Raw genomic sequence first — 19,397 nt, 5'->3', positions numbered from 1 at the left:
GGTATTCAAAAATTAAGTCAACCCTCTAGGTCAAGGTCTAAAGTTTCACCCAACTGGTCTCAGCGATTCACACTACGGAGTGATGAGCAAACTGAGGTTTGGCTATAAGTTGGAACTATAGGCAATTCAAGCAGGTCAATTACTATATTAGAGCCCATTAATTCACTGTTCTGCTTAGTGCCAATTTTTGAAGTTTAAGCGGCTGCTGACAAGGTTATTTTTATTAATATCAAATATTAACATCAAATATTAATTATTAATTCCTGGAAGTCAGTGGTTGGGAATAGGGACAAAATTTAAGTTCTTGAGTGGTAAGTTTTTATGCTCAGGATCAAGGTTTAGAAAAATGCAAATTCCTTTGATCGGTAATCTGACTGGTAAAAAGTCACAAGCGGAAAAAGACAAATCGGGGCAAAAACCCTGGGCGATCGTGCTGGTTGCTGCGGTTTTGATTGGTAGTGGAGTGACGGCTGCCCGTATCTTCAGCAATCCAAATAGTGAAGTGGCGATCGCGGATCTGACTGTACCAGTACAATCTCAGGCACTAAGTGTCAAAATTAGATCCAGTGGCACAGTAGTACCAATTAAAACTGTTAACCTGAGCCCCAAAGTGACTGGCCGATTAACAGAACTATATGTAGAGCAGGGCGATCGGGTTAGTAAAGGGCAGCTGATCGCCAAAATGGATGACTCGAACATTGTGCCCCAGGTGTTGCAAGCTAAAGCCAGCTTAGCTAATGCTGAGGCAAATTTAGAAAAACTGCGCAATGGTAGCCGCCAGGAAGATATTGATGCGGCGATCGCCAGGGTAGATGCAGCCAGAGAACGCATGGAGCTGAGTAGTGCCAAGGTAGACCGCAATCGTAGTTTGGTGGCAGAAGGGGTAATTAACCGCGATCGCTTCGATGAAATTAAAACCGACTACCAAACCAGCCTCGCCAGTTTGCGTGAACAACAACGCCAGCTTGAATTATTGCGTAATGGCAGCCGCTATGAAGATATTGCGATCGCTGAGGCTCAGGTTGAGCAGGCCAGAGCTAGTTTACGAAACGTAGAAGCGCAGCTAGACGATACCCTAATTACGGCTCCATTTGCGGGCATCATCACCCAGAAATTTACTAACGAAGGGGCGATCGTTACGCCTACTACCTCCGCCTCAACTACCAGCTCAGCGACTTCTTCGTCAATCGTGGCGATCGCCAGTGAACTGGAAGTGTTGGCAAAAGTACCAGAAATCGACATTAGCCAGATTAAGATCGACCAGGAAGTAGAAATCTTAGCCGATGCCTACCCCGATCAGGTATTTACTGGCCGGGTAAGATTGATTGCGCCAGAAGCGGTAATCGAACAAAATGTGACTTCCTTTGAGGTGCGCATTGCGATCGAATCGGGTCAAGAAGAGTTGCAATCGGGCATGAATGTGGATGCGGTTTTCATTGGCGAACGGCTCGCTGATACTTTGGTGGTGCCCACTGTGGCGATCGTCACCGAAAAAGGACAAACTGGCTTGTTGCTCCCGGCCGATCGGAATAGGGTAGAGTTTCAACCGGTCACGATCGGCATTAGCGTAGATAACCAGACCCAGATTTTAGATGGGATTGAAGCCGGCACTGAGGTTTATATTGAGCTACCGGAAGCGGAAAAACGTCGCCGTCAGTTTGAACAAAATTAATAGCCTGATCCCTAGGATCTAGATGGTTAATTGCCAATCGCGGTTAAACATTTGCCTTGCCACCAGTTTAGTTAACAAAATCGTCACCAGCAAATTAGTCACCACGATCGCCAGCATCACCCAAAATTGCAGCGCGATCGCCATAAATGGAGTAACGCCACCGATTAACTGTCCCGCAGTTAGCGCAGGGATTGTAATCACGGCAGCCACAGTCATGCTATTGAGCGCTGGTAGCATCGCTGATTTGATCGCTTGATTTTGCAAAGCTTTAATCGCCTGGTTAGGACTAGCCCCCAGACATAAATGGGTTTCGATCTCATGGCGACGGTTGGTAATCTCGGTGACCAGACGATCGGCTGCGATCGCCCCAGCACTGGTGGCACTCCCCAACATCAAGCTAGCCAACGGTACTAAAAACCTAGGTTCATGCCAGGGCTCCGGTTGAATAATTAACAGCAAGACATAGAGCAGAACAGCGGCAGTGCTGAGGAATACTACTGTCCATAGCAGTGGCAGCGCCGATTTGATTTTGCGAGGCAGACGGTTTTGCGATTCTCGCACCACAATAAAACTCAGCAAGCCCACCATAAACAACGTCACAATCGGTTCAGACAGGGCAAAGATCGCATCCAAAAAGTAACCAATGATTGCCAGTTGCACCGCCGCACGAACCACGGCGATCGCAATATTTTTAGTTAGCCCCAATTGTTGCCATTGATCCAGGCCAAGCGCGATCGTAACTAGGCCAATCGTTAGGGCGATCGCTTCGAGGTTAACCTGAAAAGATAAATTCATCAGTTAATAATTTGGTTTGCTTTGATACAAAGTGGGGGCAAGAGTATTAAAATGTTTAACCAGTCTTTAAATGATTATTTTGTCCTGAACCCCATTTAGCTAGGTAATTAAGTAACTAATCTTTATTTACTTAACTGTATAGTTATAGCCAGTTATAGCCTTGTCTAATTCAGTTCCATCTAAGCTAGAGATTTAGACTTTAGCTAGAAAAGCTAGAAAATAGCATTGCCCAATTCAGAGCAGATATGGCATTTGATGCTATTTATTATTTAAATTCTGGCGCGGCAACAGCCTCATACGATTACAGGTTTCAGTAGCAGCAAAGGCTAGCACAATCAATTAATTTCGCTTTAATTGACTTTAATGGCTTAATTACATTGAGTAGCAGAACAACAGAATCAGCAATTATCAACTTAAGTATTAACCTAAATTTCCAGTAATGAAAACCTGGCTACAGACCGCCGATCGCCTGGGCATTTTGCCTCCCTATGTATTTGCTCGTTTGGATGAGCTCAAGCAACGTGCCAGAGAGCAGGGCTTGGATTTAATTGATTTGGGGATGGGAAACCCTGGCGGCCCCACCCCGGAGGCGGTTGTAGAAAGTGCGATCGCTGCGCTCAAAGACCCCGATAATCATGGCTATCCGCCCTTTGAAGGCACAGCCAGTTTTCGACAAGCGATCACCAAGTGGTATCACCGACGTTATGATGTGGTGCTTGATCCCGATGGCGAAGCGCTGCCCCTAATTGGTTCGAAGGAAGGTTTAACCCATCTGGCATTGGCGTTTATCAATCCAGGCGATCTGGTGTTGGTGCCCAGCCCAGCCTATCCTGCCCATTTTCGAGGGCCCTTGATTGCTGGCGCTGAGCTATATGAAATGGTACTGAAGCCAGAAAGCAACTGGGTAATTGACCTGGATGCGATCCCGGTCGAAATTGCCGAACGCGCCAAGGTACTTTATTTTAACTACCCTGGCAATCCCACTGCTGCGGTTGCTCCCAAGGAATTTTTTGAACAGATTGTCGCGTTTGCGCAAAAGTATAAGATCCTGTTGATCCATGATCTTTGTTATGCCGAACTTGCCTTTGATGGCTACGAACCAACTAGCCTGCTGGAAATCCCCGGTGGAATTGACATTGGCGTAGAGTTCCATACCCTGTCAAAGACCTATCATATGGCGGGCTGGCGGGTTGGCTTCGTGGTGGGCAATCGCCATGTAATCCAGGGTTTACGCACCCTCAAAACCAATTTAGACTATGGCATTTTTTCGGTGATTCAGACTGCGGCAGAAACAGCGCTGAATTTGCCCGACTCTTATTTAGACATTGTCAGAACCCGCTATCGGGAGCGGCGGGACTTTTTGATCGAGGGGTTGGCCAAGCTGGGTTGGCATATTCCCAAAACCTACGCGACGATGTATTTATGGATTCCAATTCCACCTAGCGCCAAGGATTCCACTGATTTTGCCCTGGAAGTTTTGCAAAATACTGGCGTGGTGATGACTCCTGGTAGTGCCTTTGGTAAGGGTGGTGAAGGTTTTGTGCGAATTAGTTTGATTGCCGATCGAGACCGCTTGGCTGAGGCGATCGATCGCATGGACAAGGCTGGTATTAGGTTTGCATGATCGCAATTGCCGATCGAAATTATTTAACCCGTCTCAGCCGTGCCATAAAAAATCCATCCATATCATGGAGGTGGGGTAGCACCTTGATCCAGCCCTGTTCAGTGATGAACGAATAGGCAGGGTTATTTTGCTCCGGTGGCTCTAGTTGCCAGTGGGAATGCTCAGCCAGGAATTTAGTTACTATTGCTTCATTCTCTGCTGGATGCAGCGTGCAGGTGGAATAAACCATGATCCCATTGGGTTTGACCCAGGTGGCCGCTTTGGTAATTAATTCTTGCTGTAATTGCGCCAGCTCAACGATCTGCTCCGGGGATTGTCGCCAGCGGGCATCGGCATGGCGGTGCAATGTGCCCAGGCCAGAGCAGGGTACGTCTAGCAAGAGCCGATCGCCATAATCCTGCCAATCCTCGATTTCGCGCAGATCGATCGCCCTGGTCTGCACATTGGTAACCTGCAAGCGATCGCAATTTTGCTTAACTTTCTTCAACCGTGAAGCCGCCCGATCAATCGCCCAGATTTTGCCCCTATTGTCCATCAATTCAGCCAGATGGGTAGTTTTGCCGCCCGGTGCGGCGCAGGCATCAATGATTGTTTCCTGGGGCTGCGGGTCGAGCAGAAAACCAGCCAATTGGGCACTGGCATCCTGAACTACCCACCAGCCTAGCTCAAACCCAGGTAGGTTGCTGATTTTACCGGCTCCCTGGCTCAGGCGGATTGCATTGGGAATATAATCAAGTGCTTGGGCAGCGATCCCGCGATCGGCAAGGGCTTGCAATAGCTGTGGGCGATCGATCTGTAACTTGTTTACGCGCAAGTCAATATGGGGCGATCGATTAAACCACTCACATAGCTGGTTGGTGGCAGCAAGGCCAAATTGCGCTAACCATAGTTCAACAATCCAATCGGGGAAGCTATGCATAATTCCCAGCGATCGGACTAGTTCAGTTTGGGGCGGTTTATTGGTTTGAGAATCTGTTAGTTCTGATTTTGATATGGAAACATCAAAGGCAATTTCTTCCTTAATTTCCTTTTGCTCCACTCCGTTAAGATTTAGCTCTCGATCGATTAATTCCCCATCTACGATCGTTGCCCACAGGCTATCCTTTTCCTTGGCGCGGCTAATATTTCGCAGGATCGCATTCACCAATCCCGCCAGTCCAGACATTTTATTTTGCTTGGCCAGTTCAACCGTAGTGTTAACCGCAGCGGAATCAGGCACCTGGTCTAGATATACAATTTGATAGCTGCCAATTTGCAAGGCCATTAATAAATCAGGCGGTTGCTGAGTGGCTGGCTTGCGGGCAAATTTATCAATCAAAGCATTCAAGCTACGCTGACGACGCACAATGCCATAGACCAGCTCCGTGAACAGGCGGCGATCGCTACTACCCAAATCTAGATTCTTGCTCAAAATTTTATCCACGGCCATATCAGCATAAGCCCCCCGCTTGTGGATGAAACGGAGGGCATCTAGGGCTAGTTGTCTGGAATTAGTTGGCAAGATTGATCCTAATTAATTTCTGGAGGTTAGCTACTCACTGCTTATCTCTTGATTTAGATTTAAGGGAGTAGAAAATATTGATGCCTTCCAGCCTACATCCTAATTGGTAACAAATTGAATTCAAGTCGATCCCATTGAGTAATAATCGTTGCCAGTTAATTTTCCTGCCGTCTGCTCAGCATGAAATAGTAAGCCAGTTGCAGCAATGCCGAAATTGCCGTGGCGACATAGGTAAAAGCGGCAGCACTGAGAATCTTTTTGGCGGCCTTATGTTCTTCGCCTTGCAAGATATTTAAATCATCAATGATGCGTAAGGCACGGTTAGAGGCATCGAACTCAACCGGTAAAGTCACCACATGGAACAGGATCGCCGCCAGGAATAGGGCAATGCCAATGTTAACAAAAATAGGACTGAGCCCCAACACCAGGCCACCAATCACCAGTATTGGCCCTAATTGCGAACCAATATTAGCCGCAGGCACCAGCGAGGCGCGAATATTCATGGGCTTATAGCCTTTCACATCCTGCAACACATGACCACACTCATGGGCAGCGATCGTTGCCGCCGCGATCGATCGGGAGCCATAGATCCCTTCTGAAAGTCGCACCGCCTTGGCCGAGGGATCATAGTGATCGGAAAGCTCGCCAGGGATCGGCTCCACCTTCACATCCTGCACGCCCATCTTATTGAGGATTGCTTCTGCTACCTGCTTACCAGTCATTCCCAGGCTTGATTCTACCTGAGCATATTTTTGGTAAGTGCCCTTAACCTGAAATTGCGCCCAGCCAATCAACAACATGCCGGGGATCGCCACAAACAGTAAATACATGGGATCGAAATACATCTTATACCTCCACTAGAAAATCAACTTACTAATGTATCTTGATGCTTGATAAGCCTATGTTTATCGAAAATCTGATTTTTGGTGTTTGCAAAGATTTAATCTGGAACATACATAAGATTGTGCCTGCTAGAATCCGCTTCTTCAAGTGATGTTTACACCACTTAGGGCAGGGGGCGATGGCTTCAGCGACCAAAAGCTGGCTAGGAAAGCCTAATCCTAGATCGAGAAAATAGGATTGCTAATTTCAGCTTCAGTGGCGATTTCAGTGGCGATCGCCCATATTCACCCCTAGCAAATTGTCCAGCAAATAGTAAATATTATGACAATCCAAGTGCTGCTATTGACCTCCTGTCATGAAATGCTGTATTTTCTAAGTAATAAAAAATGTTTTAAATTCTGTATAAAAAGATACAAACTATTGATCTTTCTGCTTAGATGAAGGATAAAATACGATTCCGTCTCAAAATAAATATCAAATATTAAATAAGCCCATGGTCATATTGTCGTTATCAGATGCTAATCCTGTCTCCTTGCTTACTCCCTGGGGGCGTGAAAGTGGGATCTCTTATCAGGGTGCTAACTTTTTACCTGTGCAGCACTATCCTAGCCTCAATGAAGCGATCGCCGTATGTCGGCGCGACCTGGATGTGGGCTTAATGTCGATCGTGGTTAATGAAAATGGTCAGATCAGGATCTGGAGTCCACTACCAGATGAGTTGGTAGGCCCAGATGAGTTGGTAGGCAAAGATCAGCAAGATTTACCCTTGGTGAGAGCTAGTTAGCGGTCTGCAAGCAAGTTAAGATCCAAAACGAAAATAGGCTACTTATTAAGGAAATTAGGTTGATTGATATTTGATCGATATCATTAACTAATATCAAACTAATATCAGTAATTAAAGGTAACTAGTATAAAGAACCGCTTTGGCCTGGTCTGATTAGTAACACAAAGCTGAAAGTGAGCAATAGTGAGCAATAGTGAGCAATAGTGAGCAATATCTAAGCAATTATTTGAAAAGGCGATCGGCTATTTTTTGAAGATTAGCAACAAATCGGATCAAGAAATAATCAGTAAAAGTAATAATCTGGAAACCTTCACTAGATCGATCGCATCATAATAAATAAACTAAATCAACTAAATAAACATACTAACTATTTCAGGCGGCCAGTTTCGCCTGGTTTAGCGGTTAGCAAAGATGTAATGGGCTGATTAGGGTGTGATTGGAATTACCACGATCGCGTGCGCAGCGTCAGGTATGGAATCAGTTTATCGGTCTATTATTACCATATTGTGATAGTTGATTAACTTAGTTGTTGCGTGAAAAGTAGAAATCGATCCTTTAGTCCCTATAGATTCCTGTAGGTTCTTCCCTGAGTAGATTTCTGTTATTCCTGTTTGCAACGATATGGTTATTGATGATTCCGAGACAGAGAGACAGATTGAAGTGTAGCTAAGTTCTATTTGCTTAGAGTTAAAAGAGCTAGATTCAATTTCTTGCTTAAATGTTATATCCACAACGGAGCGATTAAGCCTCTGCTTGTAAGATTAGCTTTTTGCCCGAAAGTAATTGATTGCTCTTGATTACTCTTTTGAATCTGGATCGTGGGTTTACTTAAAGTAGAAATAGCGATCGAGAATCAACTATCCAAATCTGATTCCCATTTGTTGAAAAGCCAATTGCCCGATTGATTTAAATTTTGCTCAATGAGTCCCTCTACCCGTATAAGTTCTTGGATTGGTACTATTGTTGGTGACCGCGATCGCTATCGCATCACCGAGCATATTGGCGGCGGTGGCATGGGTGATGTGTTTCTGGCAGTCGATACAATTCTGGGGCAAGATGTAGCGATTAAGCTCCTCAAAGAGCGACTGGCCAACAAAGGGAATCTGAAGAAGCGATTCGAGCGCGAAGTTCTTCTATGCGCTGGAATTAAAAGCGAAAATGTAGTGCAGGTGAGAGATTATGGCCTCACCAACAAGGGTTATCCCTACTACATTATGGAATATTTACAAGGCCAAACCCTGGGCAGAGTTTTGCGCCGAGAGAAGCGAGTTAGTCTAGAGCGCACTATTTATATTATTAATCAGATTTGTAATGGTTTGCAGTTTGCCCACCAGGGTGTGTCGATGTGGGATAGCGAAGTAGGTCGCAGTGAGGTGGTGCAAGTGGTGCATCGTGATCTCAAACCAGCAAATATCTTCCTGATGCCAACTAGTATGGGTGAATTGGTTAAAATTCTTGACTTCGGGATCGCCAAAATTTCTGGACGATTCGATGATGAAGAATCCGATGCCACTAATACTGGTACTTTCATTGGTACATTTCAGTATGCCTCGCCTGAACAGCTAGAGGCGATCAAGGATATTGATGGTCGTGCTGATATTTATAGTCTTGGCATGATTATGTATGAGATGATCAGTGGCCATGATCCATTTGGGTTTGATGCTGCTGGGAAGAAGGATTCTAGTGGTATGCGCTGGGTGCGTGCCCATTCGATTCAAGCGCCAATTCCGCTCAGGGATCAACCAGGTAGTGAGAGTTTACCCCCTGCCTTGGAAGCGATCGTAATGCGCTGCCTGGAGAAAGATCGTAACGATCGCTTTGCTTCGGTGAATGATTTAATGACAGCGTTGCGAACTTCGCTAGAGCATAGAATTGATGATGCGACTGTGGCGCGATCGATGATCATGCCACCTTATCCGCAATCGCCCATTGCCAATGTAACTAATTCTGCCCCACAATATGGGCGTGAATCCCGCGAACTAGTTGATCGGGAGCAACGAACTGAGGCAACACCGGAAACCCAGGAAATAACTCCGCAGCGATTGCCGGATCAAACCAAAGCTCATTTAGAACAACTAATGCTTTCCCATGTTGGGCCAATCGCCACGATCTTAATTAAAAAAGCAATTGCTAGATCGACAACGATTAAAGATTTAGTTGAGCATCTAGTACATAATTTGCCAGATGGGCATAGGGCTAAGTTTCGATCGCAGGTAAATGCCTTGCTCAAGAATACCCATGATGACACTGAGCCAGGGACTAGGCCACAATATACCAACTTAACCTCAGCCCTATCATCAGAATCCAGGCATTCTTCTGCTCCTCTGTCAGGTATTACCCAGATTGACCAGGCATTCTTAAGTAAATGCGAAGCGGAATTAGCTCACTTTATTGGCCCAATGGCGAAGTTGATTGTGCAGAATGCGAATCGCAAACTTATGCCGCAGGATTTTGTCGAATCGATCGCCCGTCGGATTCCCAGTCCCACCCATGCCGATCAGTTTCGCCAGCGCATGTTAGGTGAAATTCAGTAGTTCGTTTGCTAAGCTAATTACGATTAAATTAAAACTAGCAGCTCTCAACGAAATAGACATATATGTGTAGAGACTGTTTAGCATCTATCTTCATATTCTTCTTGCTTCCTCAGATAAAAACGATCGCCAAGTTCTCACATATACCATAAGGGAATAATCATCGTTCTGACTATCCCCTTAAGCTCTATACCTATATCTAGATTATTTTATCTAGATTATTTAGCGCCAGATCCTTTGCCAGAAAGGAACATCACTCGCTGGTAAATTTGGCACATTGGCCTCGCGACGAATTTGATTAATATCCCACCCAGTCAGGCTGGCCAGAGTTTGGGCTTCACGTTCAAATCTAGCTGGTAGCGATCGCCGATATTCCCTACCAGCATCACAATTTGCCTCGCCGGTAAAAGCATGTCTGAGCACATAGCGCCCCTGAAAGAATTGGCGATTGCCGGTTTCCTGGAAGATCAAATCCGCAGGAAAGCGATCGCGGCTGTAGCGCACATGAATGCGCGTCATGAAAACACTGCGACGGGTTGGCATTGGTCTAATCCGACCCCTTGGCATGGGAGGCATAATTGGCATCGTGTTACTACCAGGATCATCAAGCCAAAATACCCCAGCCTGACGCAATTCCTGCGGCGTTAAGGGATTTGCTGAACAGGGATCGCAACTTGCCATATCCCAGGCATATTCCAGAAAAGCTACTTTCCTCCCCTCCCTTTGATAAGCAGTGCTAAACATGGCCTTATAGAAATCCCCAAATTTATTTTTAATATAAACAGGGATCTCGCTATTCGAGGGAATCTTCACCAGGCGATAGTTAGTAAGCTCTGCCTGCCCCTTCGGCGAAAGAACATAAACCAAAAGATCTTGAGCTTGATTGGCGTTTGCCATCCCCAATCGAATTGGTAGCATGAATCGCGGTGATTCATAGGCGATCATAATTGGTCGTAGGAATTGAAAATCGCTCCGCTGAAACTGTTCCAGATTTACCTTCGCCACGAAAAACTTTAAGCCCTGGCGGATATATGGCTGTAGTAATTCTCTGGCTCCATCAGGAATCCGATAATTATTTTGACGCAGCCAGGTTTCTAGGCCACTTGATTCCTTGGCACTAAGGATGAGAATGTCATATTCTCCCACCAAGAACTTTGATTCGATCGTTACGCCTAGAGCCTGATCTGATGAACTTTCCAGAGGAGCAGAAGCAGGTAAGTTAGCCGATCGCCTTAGCCTATCCTCATATAAAACTGGCGCACAGGGATCAGCATCAAAATATTCCACCAATCGCGGCGCACTGAATTCATCCAGCCGCTCAATGATTTTTTGCTCACCGATCCGCACCTGTTCTTTCTCTAAAACTGTCGGTACTGGCACCACGATCGCAAAATCTTTTACTTCCCCCTGATAGTCATTCGCCATTGTTAGAATAGTGCGATCGCCATCACGCGCTAGCACAACCTGGGAAGCTTGGTTATAAAGCTTGGCATCGGCTTTGGAAACATAAAAGCCACAAAATGCCCAGGCCGCCGGAGCAGCGGTCAGAAAGATTAAACAGACAGCGATCGCTGCAAGACAGGTTCGTAATAGTCGCATGGTTAAATACTCGTTTTCTTGGTAGTCATTCTTAGTAGTCCAGAGATATGCTCAAAAAGAATCCTTTGAATAACAAACTATAATTACTGCTTTTTTGGCATAGAACAGCTAAAGAGCAGAATGAGGGGTTAATAATAATTGCTTGGGCTTGAACCAGTTGAACCTTGGCGATCGCCACATGTAATCAATTCCGATCGTCAGCGGTGACATTGCAAACAAAGCCCAGAAGATTGCCTCTGGCACATAAAATTGATGGCGGAGAACAAAGCTAAGCAGAGCGATCGCAGCCGCCCAAACCAGTCGGCCAGCCCTGGCATTAGGAATCGATCGCGGGTCGGTAATCATAAAGAAAGCAAATAAGAGCAGCGATCCACTCATTAGATGGTGACCAAACACATCCCAAGTCCAGCCCAGGTAAAGATTACGCACTGCCTCTAAGAGGGCATAAGTTCCTAAGAAAGCAAAGGTAGTATCTAAGCGTCCTACCTTTTTGAGCACCATGCCCCCAGCACTAAGAAAAAGAATCGCATACCACCAGTCTTCACCCCATTGGCCAGGCGAAATCCAGGCATCGTTAGTGAGCAAGAGAACGGCGATGATGCCGAAGTTAGCGGGATTAAACCAATGCTTACCGCTACCATTTGGATGATGCAAACGGAACATAAATTTACTGCCGATCGCTAAAATCCCCGCAAAGATCATGGTGCTATAGCTTTGCGATCGCAACAGCAAACAGATTGCCAGGGCTGTAATGGAAGCGCTAAACAAAGGTGATATGAAACGATAAAAAGAAGTAGCGATCGACTGATTTACAGAACCTATTGATTTTGCCTTTGGCTCCTGATGCTGTGGTGAAAATGATAAACGATCGCGCCATGATAATAGGAACAGAGCGATCGCTTGCGTAACCCAACAAGTAATTAACATTACACCCACAATTCCAGGCTTGAGCGTCCAGTCCCTGGAGCCGATCCCCAATAATAGGAAGCTAGATAGGAATAGAATTTGATAAATGCGGGCATCCTGCTTAACCTTCTTAAACAGTTTTTGGAGTTCTAAGATCATTACTCTTACTCGCTCACGTATGGTGATTTGATTTAGCTTTGCTTGCGTTAATTTATAGGGGAATACTCTGTGACCTGGCCAATGACTGAGGGGAGGGGCGATCGAAAACTTATTATTTAACTTCTTTACAGCAATATTGTGGGGGTAAGGATGGGCACGAAGCCCACCCACGCTCAATTGCATAACTAGACAATTGATGGTTAGGCAATTGACAAAATATTCATCGAACATGTCCTATTAAACTACCCAGCTTTGTTTATGGCTAGGTGGCTATATTGCTGAGGGGCTGGAACAGTGATAGGCAAAGTATAATTGCAGATAGATTGCTTTTTGGCGCGGTTGCATTTTTGGTAACAATTTTGCCAGGGGCGATCGCTTTACCCCATTCGATAGCCGTACGGCTCTAAACTCCTATGCTGCACGATCTCTCTATCAAAAATTTTCGCTGTTTCCAGGACTTCCAGATCGATGACTTGGCCAGGGTTAATTTGATCGTGGGTAAGAATAATAGTGGTAAGACTTGTTTCTTAGAAGCGATTTATTTGTTAACTAATGGAGGATGGCTTCATTACATGACGGATATGCTTGATAGGCGTGAGGAATATGCAAGTTCAGCCTCTTTCAGGGATAAGTCGGGCTTGTTTTATGATATCACCAATATTTTCTATGGTCGGGAACCTTTCATAAGTAATAAATTTGTAGAATTGTCATCTAGTTCAGAAAGCGTTCTAAACCTTAGTGTCGCTCTAAGAAGTGAATTTCAAAAGCAAGCTCAGTTACCTCTCTTTGATACTGATTTAAGCTCTGATGATATTAATAGAGCCCTCTATTATCTTGTTATTTCAAATCATTATCCTCCTACAGGAGAGAGTATTTATGTTGATGATCAAGGAATAATGCAAGCTCCGTCTTACAGAAATAGATTAGCCTATAGTAGAAAAGCAAGTTGTTTATTTATTTCACCCAAGGGATTAAGCTTGGGAAAACTTTCTTCGCTATGGGATGACATAAGACTTACTAGTAAAGAAGATAAAGTCATTAAATCTCTTAAAATATTAGAACCTGATATCAGTGGTATACACTTTAGTAGCGCATCTAGTAGTAACAGTATTTCAGTTCTATTCAAAGGACAGAAAGTGCCGATCGGAACCCTTGGCGAAGGCGTACAGCGAATCCTAACCCTGGCGATCCATGCCGTTAGCGTAGAGAACGGTTTTCTCTTAGTTGATGATATTGATACAGGCTTATATCATGGTGCTCAGCTCGATATGTGGCGCTGGATCATGCAGGTAGCTAAAGAACTCAATATTCAGGTATTTGCTACTACCCACAGTTGGGATTGTGTGGCGGCATTTCAGGAAGCCCTAGAAGAAATTGGCGATCCTGCCTATGGGCGATTGCTACGAATGGAGCGCCGCGATAATGGTACTCAACCGGTTGAATATAGTGCCAGAGAATTAGCGATCGCTGTAGATCACGGGATCGAGGTGCGTTAATGGCTCGACCTAAACAATCAGATAGTAACGAACCCAAAATCCTACTCGTTGAAGGAGACAATGATGCACGGGTTATTGCAACCTTATGCAAGCAAAGCAAATTGCCGAAAGGATTTGAGATAAAGATACCTGAAAGCTTTAAGAAGAATAGTATTGAAGCATCTTTTGAGGACTTAGAATCTGCTCCAAAGACTCGTGGTGTTGAAATACTTCTAGAAGAATTGGAGTCCATGCCAAAAACGCCAGATCTTAAAACCCTTGGTGTAGTTGTAGATGCTGATATTGATGTATCTGCTAGATGGCAATCGGTAAAAGGCAGGTTAACAAAAGTAGGTTATACAAATTTACCCGAAGATATACCAAGAGAGGGACTAATTCATGAATATATAGCTTCGTCTAGTGATAAGTTTTTGGCTCCTAGAATAGGAGTGTGGATCATGCCAGATAATCAGGGTATGGGTATGTTAGAAGACTTTGCCAAGCAGATGATCCCAGAAGATGATTATTTATTGCCAAAAGCAGAGCAAATTTTGACAGAAATAGAGCAAGATGGTTTAAACAAGTATACAAGCGCTCATCGCCCCAAAGCGTTAATCCATACTTGGTTAGCTTGGCAGAGAAAGCCAGGTATGCCAATGGGACAATCAATAACTGCTGGGGTGTTAATGCATGATTCAGCGATCGCAGCATCTTTTGTGCAATGGCTAATCCAATTGTTTGAGCTCACCGTTTCTGAAGCTATTGTGCAGGAATAAGAAAGGAGCAGACTATGCGATCGCCTCACCCTTCCCAAATCTGGCGTGGCCTCTTGGATCTTTTCTTGCAGCCCAACTGTCCTCTATGCGGACGATCGGCCAGAAATATTGTTTGCATCGATTGCGATCGCCAGATCGAAGCCTGTCGCTATCCCGCTTCAAGACATAGCCATGAATTAAACCAAGTTCCCTTATTTGCCTGGGGACAATACGATCGCCAGCTAAAACGGGCAATTACGATCTGCAAATTCAATCAACAACCAAATATTGCCAGATTTTTGGGTGAGAAGATGGCTCAAGCCCAGGAACTCGTTCCTAAATCAATTATTGCTAATCCTCGCTTAAATATTGTGCCAATTCCGCTCCATCCCCAAAAGCTGAGAATGCGCGGGTTTAATCAAGCAGAATTGATTGCTAGTCGGTTTGGCGATCGCACTGGCTTAAGGGTTCTTCCCCATCTATTGAAACGAATTAAGAACACGAAGCCCCAGTTTGAAACCAAAAGCAGGCAAGAACGAGAAGAGAATTTAAATAATGCCTTTATGGTCGATCGCAAATTTCAATCCTTATATTCGCAAACTAACTTTTCGGTGCTTCTTTTAGATGATATCTATACTTCGGGAGCGACGATTCGATCGGCGATCGCCGCCCTGAACAAGGCTAAAATTAAGGTTGCTGGTGTTGTGGTACTCTCAAAAACCAGTTATTAAGCGGCTAAGATAGTTGAGGACATGCTGTAATATCTGTAATCTAAGGTGAGAATCCACTCAAGTGGCGATCGGTATGGAATATTTATATCTACATGGGTTTGCTTCTGCGCCTGCTTCTTCTAAAGCTCAATTTCTGCGATCGCAATTTGCTGGGCAGGGTTTAACCTTGCATGTGCCGGACTTGAATTTGGATGATTTTAGTAGTCTCACAATTACGAAGCAATTACAGTTTTTAGTAAAGGAATATGGCGATCGACCAGTTTGCGTGATTGGCTCTAGTCTAGGGGGATTTTTAGCAGCTCATTTTGCCGCGATCGAAACGACCCAGGTTAGGAAGTTAGTTCTATTCGCACCAGCATTTCAATTTAGCGATTGTGTGGCTCAGAGGGTGGGGGCGGAATTAATGACACAATGGCGAACTGATGGGGAGATAATGTTTTATCATTATGGTAGCGATCGCCAGGTTCCTTTACAGTATAAGTTCTGGCTGGATGCTAATTCCTATCGAGATCCAATCACCGATCCGGCTGTACCGATCTTAATTATTCATGGTATTCACGATGATGTGATTCCGCCCAGGTTAAGTGAAGACTATGCCAGTAAGTACGCCAATGTGGAATTAAAGCTGGTGGATAGCGATCATCGTCTGGCCGATCGAGAGATGTTGTTATTCCTGTGGCAGTCTGTGCGCAATTTCCTAGAACTATCACAGACTAATTAATATAACTAACCTGCGGTTTTTTAAGAACCTGCCGATAGAGGTCTTCTAGGATTGTAATATTCTTATTCAATGTATATTTCTCCAAAACCCGTTGCCTAGCCTTCTTTCCCAACAGCTTGGCAAATTCAGGATGGGTAATCAATAGCGGTAAAAAATTAACCAACTGCGAAGTGACTTTACGCGGATCGAGCACGATTCCCGCCCCATTTGCCAAAACTTCACCATCTGCGCCTACATCCGTTGCCAGACAGGCAACCCCACAGGACATTGCTTCCAACAACGAAAGCGAAAGCCCTTCTACCAGCGAAGGCAGAATGAACCCATCTGCACCACGCAGAATCTCAATCCGGCGTTTCTCATCGGCAATAAAGCCCATCCAGACTATATTTGAATCACTGCCATAGGTAGATTTAAGCGTTGTTCCCGATGGGCCATCACCCACGATCGCCAACTTGCAAGTATCTGGTAGTTTCAGTTTCCGCCACGCCCGCAGCATTGCTTCCACATTCTTTTCGAGCGCCAAACGACCTTGATAGACGAATAAATGTTCTGCGCCTAATTCCGCTTTAATATTGGAAGTGCCGGGGGAATAGCGATCGGGATCGACCCCGTTGGGAATAATCGAAATGCGACTATCGGGCACACCTAGTTTTTTAAGTAAATCCCGCTGCACCTGCGAAAAAATGATTACCTGATGGTAGTCAGCCAGCGATGGGGCATAGATTTGATAGGTAAACTGTTGGGTGCTGGAAGTGATGTTGCGACGCTTGAGATCGAAGGGTAAATGAAAAGTGGCGAGCAGTGGCAAATTAAGATCAGCGCAGATTTCTGGCAGCATGAAATCCAGTGGCGAAAGTGCCAGTGAAGCATGAACCAGATCGGGCTTGAGTTCGCGCAACGATTCCACCAGAATTTTACTGGCGCTCAGCGATGGCACTGTAAAAATTGTGGATTTATATAAAAAAGGTAAGGGTACATCCTGTCGATCGACAATCGCTCCACCGTTTGGCACAGCATGGTTCTGACTGTGATGGGTGTTACTAGAATTATTGCCATGAGCCATACTTTCCGTATCACTGGCAAAGTGCAAAAAGCTTACCCTGTGACCTCGATCGAGCAAGGCATTAGTAATTTCGCGGCCATAGGTAACGTTGCCACAAACAGGTGTTTTTTTCCCTAGCCAAGCGATGTGCATTGATAACAGTGCATAGTTGCCACCTGCCAATATACCACGCTGAATGTAACGAGGATTACAAAAGGAGCGATCGCCAAACTACATCTATCCTTAGGCATAGGTAAGTGATTAGTAATGGCTGCCCGACTTGCGATGGTGCAGTGCTGTCAGGCCATTAGGCTCCAATACCTTGCCATCTTCAACCTTGGCATATACCACCCAGTGATCGCCGCACTCCATTCGTTGTTCTACCTTACATTCCAGATAGGCTAAGGCATCTTTAAGGATTGGTGAACCATTTTGAGCGGGTTCTGTTTCCACATCAACGAAGCGATCTTCGCCAGGGGCAAATTTCTTGAGGAAGTGACGATATAGCTGCTTCTCTTCTTCCAAAATATTCAACACAAAACGATCGCCTTGATGCATATAGCTTTCGATCGCCCGTTCCTTTGCCACCGATACAGTTAAACCGGGTGGGTTAAAAGTTGCTTGCGACACCCATGAGGCCAACATCGCCGAACTAACCTCTTCGCGCTTGACCGTAACGACGCTAAGCGAACCAACGATCCGCCCTACGGCTTCTTCCACCGTGGTAGTAGGCGACATTGTTTTCTTAACTTTTTTGGCTCGTTTAATGTTCTGGGCGAAGTCAGTGCCAGTTTCTTCACAAATTTGCAGCGTAGCCTGGGTGGGCTTGAATTTAATTTTGATCGGCTCAAACCCCATGTTATAGCCTGCATCCTGGAGCTTACTCGTTAAGATATCTACCGCCTCTCCACTCCAACCATAGGAACCAAATACACCCGCTGGGCAACTCTTGGGCGCATTCGCCAAGACAATTCCCAACGCGGTTTGAACTTGGGTAGGCAGATGGCCACCCAGGGTTGGCGATCCAATTAGGAATCCGGCGCACTTCTCGATCGATTCTTTTATTTCCGCTGGTTCGGCATTCTCGCAGTTAATAATTTCCACCGCGATCCCGGCTTTATTGATGCCCCTGGCGATCGCATCTCCTAGGGTTGCCGTATTCCCATAGGCGGAAGCATAGAGCAATGTTACTAAAATACTTTGTTGTTTTTGGGTCTCACACCAATGCCGATATGAACCCACCAATTCATGCAGACCATAGCGCAGCATCGGCCCATGTCCTGGCGCATAGAACTGCGTAGCCAAAGGCGTGATTTTATCAAGGGCAGTTTCTACCTGGCGAGTTTGGTTCGCCATCAGGCAATCGAAGTAATAACGGCGATCGGCGGAGAACACCTGCCAACCCTCATCAAAGACTTGATCACTACAGGTATGACAACCAAAGAGCTTATCAGTAAACAAAATCCCCGCCTGGCGATCGTAGGTACACATGCCGTCGGGCCAGCGTGGCGTAGGGGTAGGATAAAACTGCAATACTTTCCCTTTACCCAGATCTAACTCTTCACCACCACGCATAATTTGCAGCTTGAGCGGCTCTGGGCTAATCCCATTTTCATTTTCATCCTTGCCGAAACCTTCCTTCAGGGTAATCGCACCAGGGTTAGTACAAACTAAGGTAATGTTTGGATTGAGCTTGAGTAATTCCTTGATCGTCTCGATCCGGTTCGGGTTAACGTGCCCCAGGATTACATAATCTACGCGACGAATATCGATGCGACTTTGCAGGGCTGCGAGGTAAATCTGGGTGAAAGTGCCGCCCGGTGGATCGATAATAGCCATCCGATCGCCCTGAAGCACAAAGGAATTCGCCGTCGTGCCCCGCTCCAGTGCATATTCAATCTCAAAACGCAATCGATTCCAACTCCGCGCCCGCAGAGCTAGAATTCCCTCCGCGATCGGGGCGGCTTGAACATCACGGGGTTTATTTTGTGGCATTCTTTTTTACCTCAGAAAGGTTAGCTTTTCTACGAAAAGGAATGAGCTAGACAATCGGCAAACTCAGGGAGTCTAATCCACTAGCTTAAATATTTGACTTTCAGATGGAACGGAGAAGGAATGAGGGCGATCGCACAAATTCTTGATCCCTTGCCGACTAAGTGGATTGAGAGTACATGAGAGTGCAAATGATCAAAAGCTTTGTTCTGACTCACTTACAAAAATCCATGGATAATCGCCTATCAATAATAAATATTTAAGAAC

15 protein-coding genes are annotated in these 19,397 nt (G+C 45.4%); 8 read left to right on the top strand and 7 right to left on the bottom strand.

Features of this window, described 5'->3' with window-relative positions:
* Positions 1-346 precede the first annotated feature (346 nt).
* Positions 347-1,672, top strand: a complete 1,326-nt coding sequence (locus PSE7367_RS17715) for an efflux RND transporter periplasmic adaptor subunit (RefSeq protein WP_015166714.1) — start codon at positions 347-349, stop codon at positions 1,670-1,672.
* A gap of 18 nt (positions 1,673-1,690) precedes the next feature.
* Here PSE7367_RS17715 and PSE7367_RS17710 read toward each other — a convergent pair whose 3' ends face one another.
* Positions 1,691-2,467, bottom strand: a complete 777-nt coding sequence (locus PSE7367_RS17710) for an ABC transporter permease (protein WP_015166713.1) — start codon at positions 2,465-2,467, stop codon at positions 1,691-1,693.
* Positions 2,468-2,906: 439 nt separating this feature from the next.
* On the opposite strand from PSE7367_RS17710, the gene PSE7367_RS17705 reads away from it, so the two are divergent.
* A complete protein-coding gene (locus PSE7367_RS17705) occupies positions 2,907-4,091 on the top strand; it encodes an aspartate aminotransferase (protein ID WP_015166712.1) in 1,185 nt (394 codons plus the stop codon).
* 19 nt (positions 4,092-4,110) lie between these two features.
* Here PSE7367_RS17705 and PSE7367_RS17700 read toward each other — a convergent pair whose 3' ends face one another.
* Together PSE7367_RS17700 and PSE7367_RS17695 are read right to left on the bottom strand one after the other, a co-directional pair.
* Positions 4,111-5,592 carry a 16S rRNA (cytosine(967)-C(5))-methyltransferase gene (locus PSE7367_RS17700; protein WP_015166711.1) on the bottom strand — a complete coding sequence of 494 codons (1,482 nt, stop codon included), beginning with the start codon at positions 5,590-5,592 and terminating at the stop codon, positions 4,111-4,113.
* Between the two features lie 155 nt (positions 5,593-5,747).
* Positions 5,748-6,437 (bottom strand): zinc metallopeptidase, encoded by a 690-nt coding sequence (locus PSE7367_RS17695; protein ID WP_015166710.1) that lies wholly within the window; start codon positions 6,435-6,437, stop codon positions 5,748-5,750.
* Positions 6,438-6,928: 491 nt separating this feature from the next.
* Here PSE7367_RS17695 and PSE7367_RS17690 point away from each other — a divergent pair, with 491 nt between their 5' ends.
* Entirely contained in the window at positions 6,929-7,219 is a 291-nt protein-coding gene (locus PSE7367_RS17690; RefSeq protein WP_015166709.1) for a PAS domain-containing protein, read from the top strand.
* A 920-nt stretch (positions 7,220-8,139) separates the two neighbouring features.
* Complete coding sequence (locus tag PSE7367_RS20740) at positions 8,140-9,753, top strand: serine/threonine protein kinase (protein ID WP_015166708.1); 1,614 nt, start codon at positions 8,140-8,142, stop codon at positions 9,751-9,753.
* A 219-nt stretch (positions 9,754-9,972) separates the two neighbouring features.
* Here PSE7367_RS20740 and PSE7367_RS17680 read toward each other — a convergent pair whose 3' ends face one another.
* Both PSE7367_RS17680 and PSE7367_RS17675 read right to left on the bottom strand, forming a co-directional pair.
* Positions 9,973-11,349 carry a DUF2330 domain-containing protein gene (locus PSE7367_RS17680; protein WP_015166707.1) on the bottom strand — a complete coding sequence of 459 codons (1,377 nt, stop codon included), beginning with the start codon at positions 11,347-11,349 and terminating at the stop codon, positions 9,973-9,975.
* A gap of 108 nt (positions 11,350-11,457) precedes the next feature.
* Positions 11,458-12,597 carry an RnfABCDGE type electron transport complex subunit D gene (locus PSE7367_RS17675; protein ID WP_225882666.1) on the bottom strand — a complete coding sequence of 380 codons (1,140 nt, stop codon included), beginning with the start codon at positions 12,595-12,597 and terminating at the stop codon, positions 11,458-11,460.
* 230 nt (positions 12,598-12,827) lie between these two features.
* Between PSE7367_RS17675 and PSE7367_RS23095 the strand changes: the two genes are divergently transcribed.
* The 4 genes from PSE7367_RS23095 to PSE7367_RS17655 all read left to right on the top strand — a co-directional run bounded on the left by PSE7367_RS23095 (position 12,828) and on the right by PSE7367_RS17655 (position 16,096).
* The gene (locus PSE7367_RS23095) at positions 12,828-13,910 is read left to right on the top strand and encodes an AAA family ATPase (protein ID WP_015166705.1); all 1,083 of its coding nucleotides are present in this window, start codon (positions 12,828-12,830) and stop codon (positions 13,908-13,910) included.
* Positions 13,910-14,665, top strand: a complete 756-nt coding sequence (locus PSE7367_RS17665) for a DUF3226 domain-containing protein (RefSeq protein WP_015166704.1) — start codon at positions 13,910-13,912, stop codon at positions 14,663-14,665. The genes PSE7367_RS23095 and PSE7367_RS17665 overlap by 1 nt, the downstream gene beginning before the upstream one ends.
* Before the next feature lie 14 nt (positions 14,666-14,679).
* Positions 14,680-15,375, top strand: coding sequence for a ComF family protein (locus PSE7367_RS17660; protein WP_015166703.1), 696 nt, complete (start codon positions 14,680-14,682; stop codon positions 15,373-15,375).
* A gap of 73 nt (positions 15,376-15,448) precedes the next feature.
* Positions 15,449-16,096 (top strand): YqiA/YcfP family alpha/beta fold hydrolase, encoded by a 648-nt coding sequence (locus PSE7367_RS17655; protein WP_015166702.1) that lies wholly within the window; start codon positions 15,449-15,451, stop codon positions 16,094-16,096.
* On the opposite strand, the gene PSE7367_RS17650 is transcribed toward PSE7367_RS17655, so the two are convergent.
* Positions 16,089-17,291, bottom strand: coding sequence for a glycosyltransferase family 4 protein (locus PSE7367_RS17650; protein ID WP_015166701.1), 1,203 nt, complete (start codon positions 17,289-17,291; stop codon positions 16,089-16,091). The two genes, PSE7367_RS17655 and PSE7367_RS17650, sit on opposite strands and share 8 nt — an antisense overlap.
* 108 nt (positions 17,292-17,399) lie before the next feature.
* Complete coding sequence (locus PSE7367_RS17645) at positions 17,400-19,133, bottom strand: diflavin flavoprotein (RefSeq protein WP_015166700.1); 1,734 nt, start codon at positions 19,131-19,133, stop codon at positions 17,400-17,402.
* Positions 19,134-19,397 lie beyond the last annotated feature (264 nt).

The sequence above is a fragment of the Pseudanabaena sp. PCC 7367 genome, from assembly GCF_000317065.1.
Classification (GTDB): domain Bacteria; phylum Cyanobacteriota; class Cyanobacteriia; order Pseudanabaenales; family Pseudanabaenaceae; genus Thalassoporum; species Thalassoporum mexicanum.
Note: the sequence above shows the minus strand (reverse complement) of the source record. Positions and strands in the feature narration are given on the sequence as shown.

Bases quoted from the DNA above. Each gene is read 5' to 3' on its own strand.
- PSE7367_RS17715 (WP_015166714.1), top strand. From the start codon at position 347: ATGCAAATTCCTTTGATCGGTAATCTGACTGGTAAAAAGTCACAAGCG.
- PSE7367_RS17710 (WP_015166713.1), bottom strand. From the start codon at position 2,467: ATGAATTTATCTTTTCAGGTTAACCTCGAAGCGATCGCCCTAACGATT.
- PSE7367_RS17705 (WP_015166712.1), top strand. From the start codon at position 2,907: ATGAAAACCTGGCTACAGACCGCCGATCGCCTGGGCATTTTGCCTCCC.
- PSE7367_RS17695 (WP_015166710.1), bottom strand. From the start codon at position 6,437: ATGTATTTCGATCCCATGTATTTACTGTTTGTGGCGATCCCCGGCATG.
- PSE7367_RS17690 (WP_015166709.1), top strand. From the start codon at position 6,929: ATGGTCATATTGTCGTTATCAGATGCTAATCCTGTCTCCTTGCTTACT.
- PSE7367_RS20740 (WP_015166708.1), top strand. From the start codon at position 8,140: ATGAGTCCCTCTACCCGTATAAGTTCTTGGATTGGTACTATTGTTGGT.
- PSE7367_RS17680 (WP_015166707.1), bottom strand. From the start codon at position 11,349: ATGCGACTATTACGAACCTGTCTTGCAGCGATCGCTGTCTGTTTAATC.
- PSE7367_RS17675 (WP_225882666.1), bottom strand. From the start codon at position 12,597: ATGCAATTGAGCGTGGGTGGGCTTCGTGCCCATCCTTACCCCCACAAT.
- PSE7367_RS23095 (WP_015166705.1), top strand. From the start codon at position 12,828: ATGCTGCACGATCTCTCTATCAAAAATTTTCGCTGTTTCCAGGACTTC.
- PSE7367_RS17665 (WP_015166704.1), top strand. From the start codon at position 13,910: ATGGCTCGACCTAAACAATCAGATAGTAACGAACCCAAAATCCTACTC.
- PSE7367_RS17660 (WP_015166703.1), top strand. From the start codon at position 14,680: ATGCGATCGCCTCACCCTTCCCAAATCTGGCGTGGCCTCTTGGATCTT.
- PSE7367_RS17655 (WP_015166702.1), top strand. From the start codon at position 15,449: ATGGAATATTTATATCTACATGGGTTTGCTTCTGCGCCTGCTTCTTCT.
- PSE7367_RS17650 (WP_015166701.1), bottom strand. From the start codon at position 17,291: ATGCACATCGCTTGGCTAGGGAAAAAAACACCTGTTTGTGGCAACGTT.
- PSE7367_RS17645 (WP_015166700.1), bottom strand. From the start codon at position 19,133: ATGCCACAAAATAAACCCCGTGATGTTCAAGCCGCCCCGATCGCGGAG.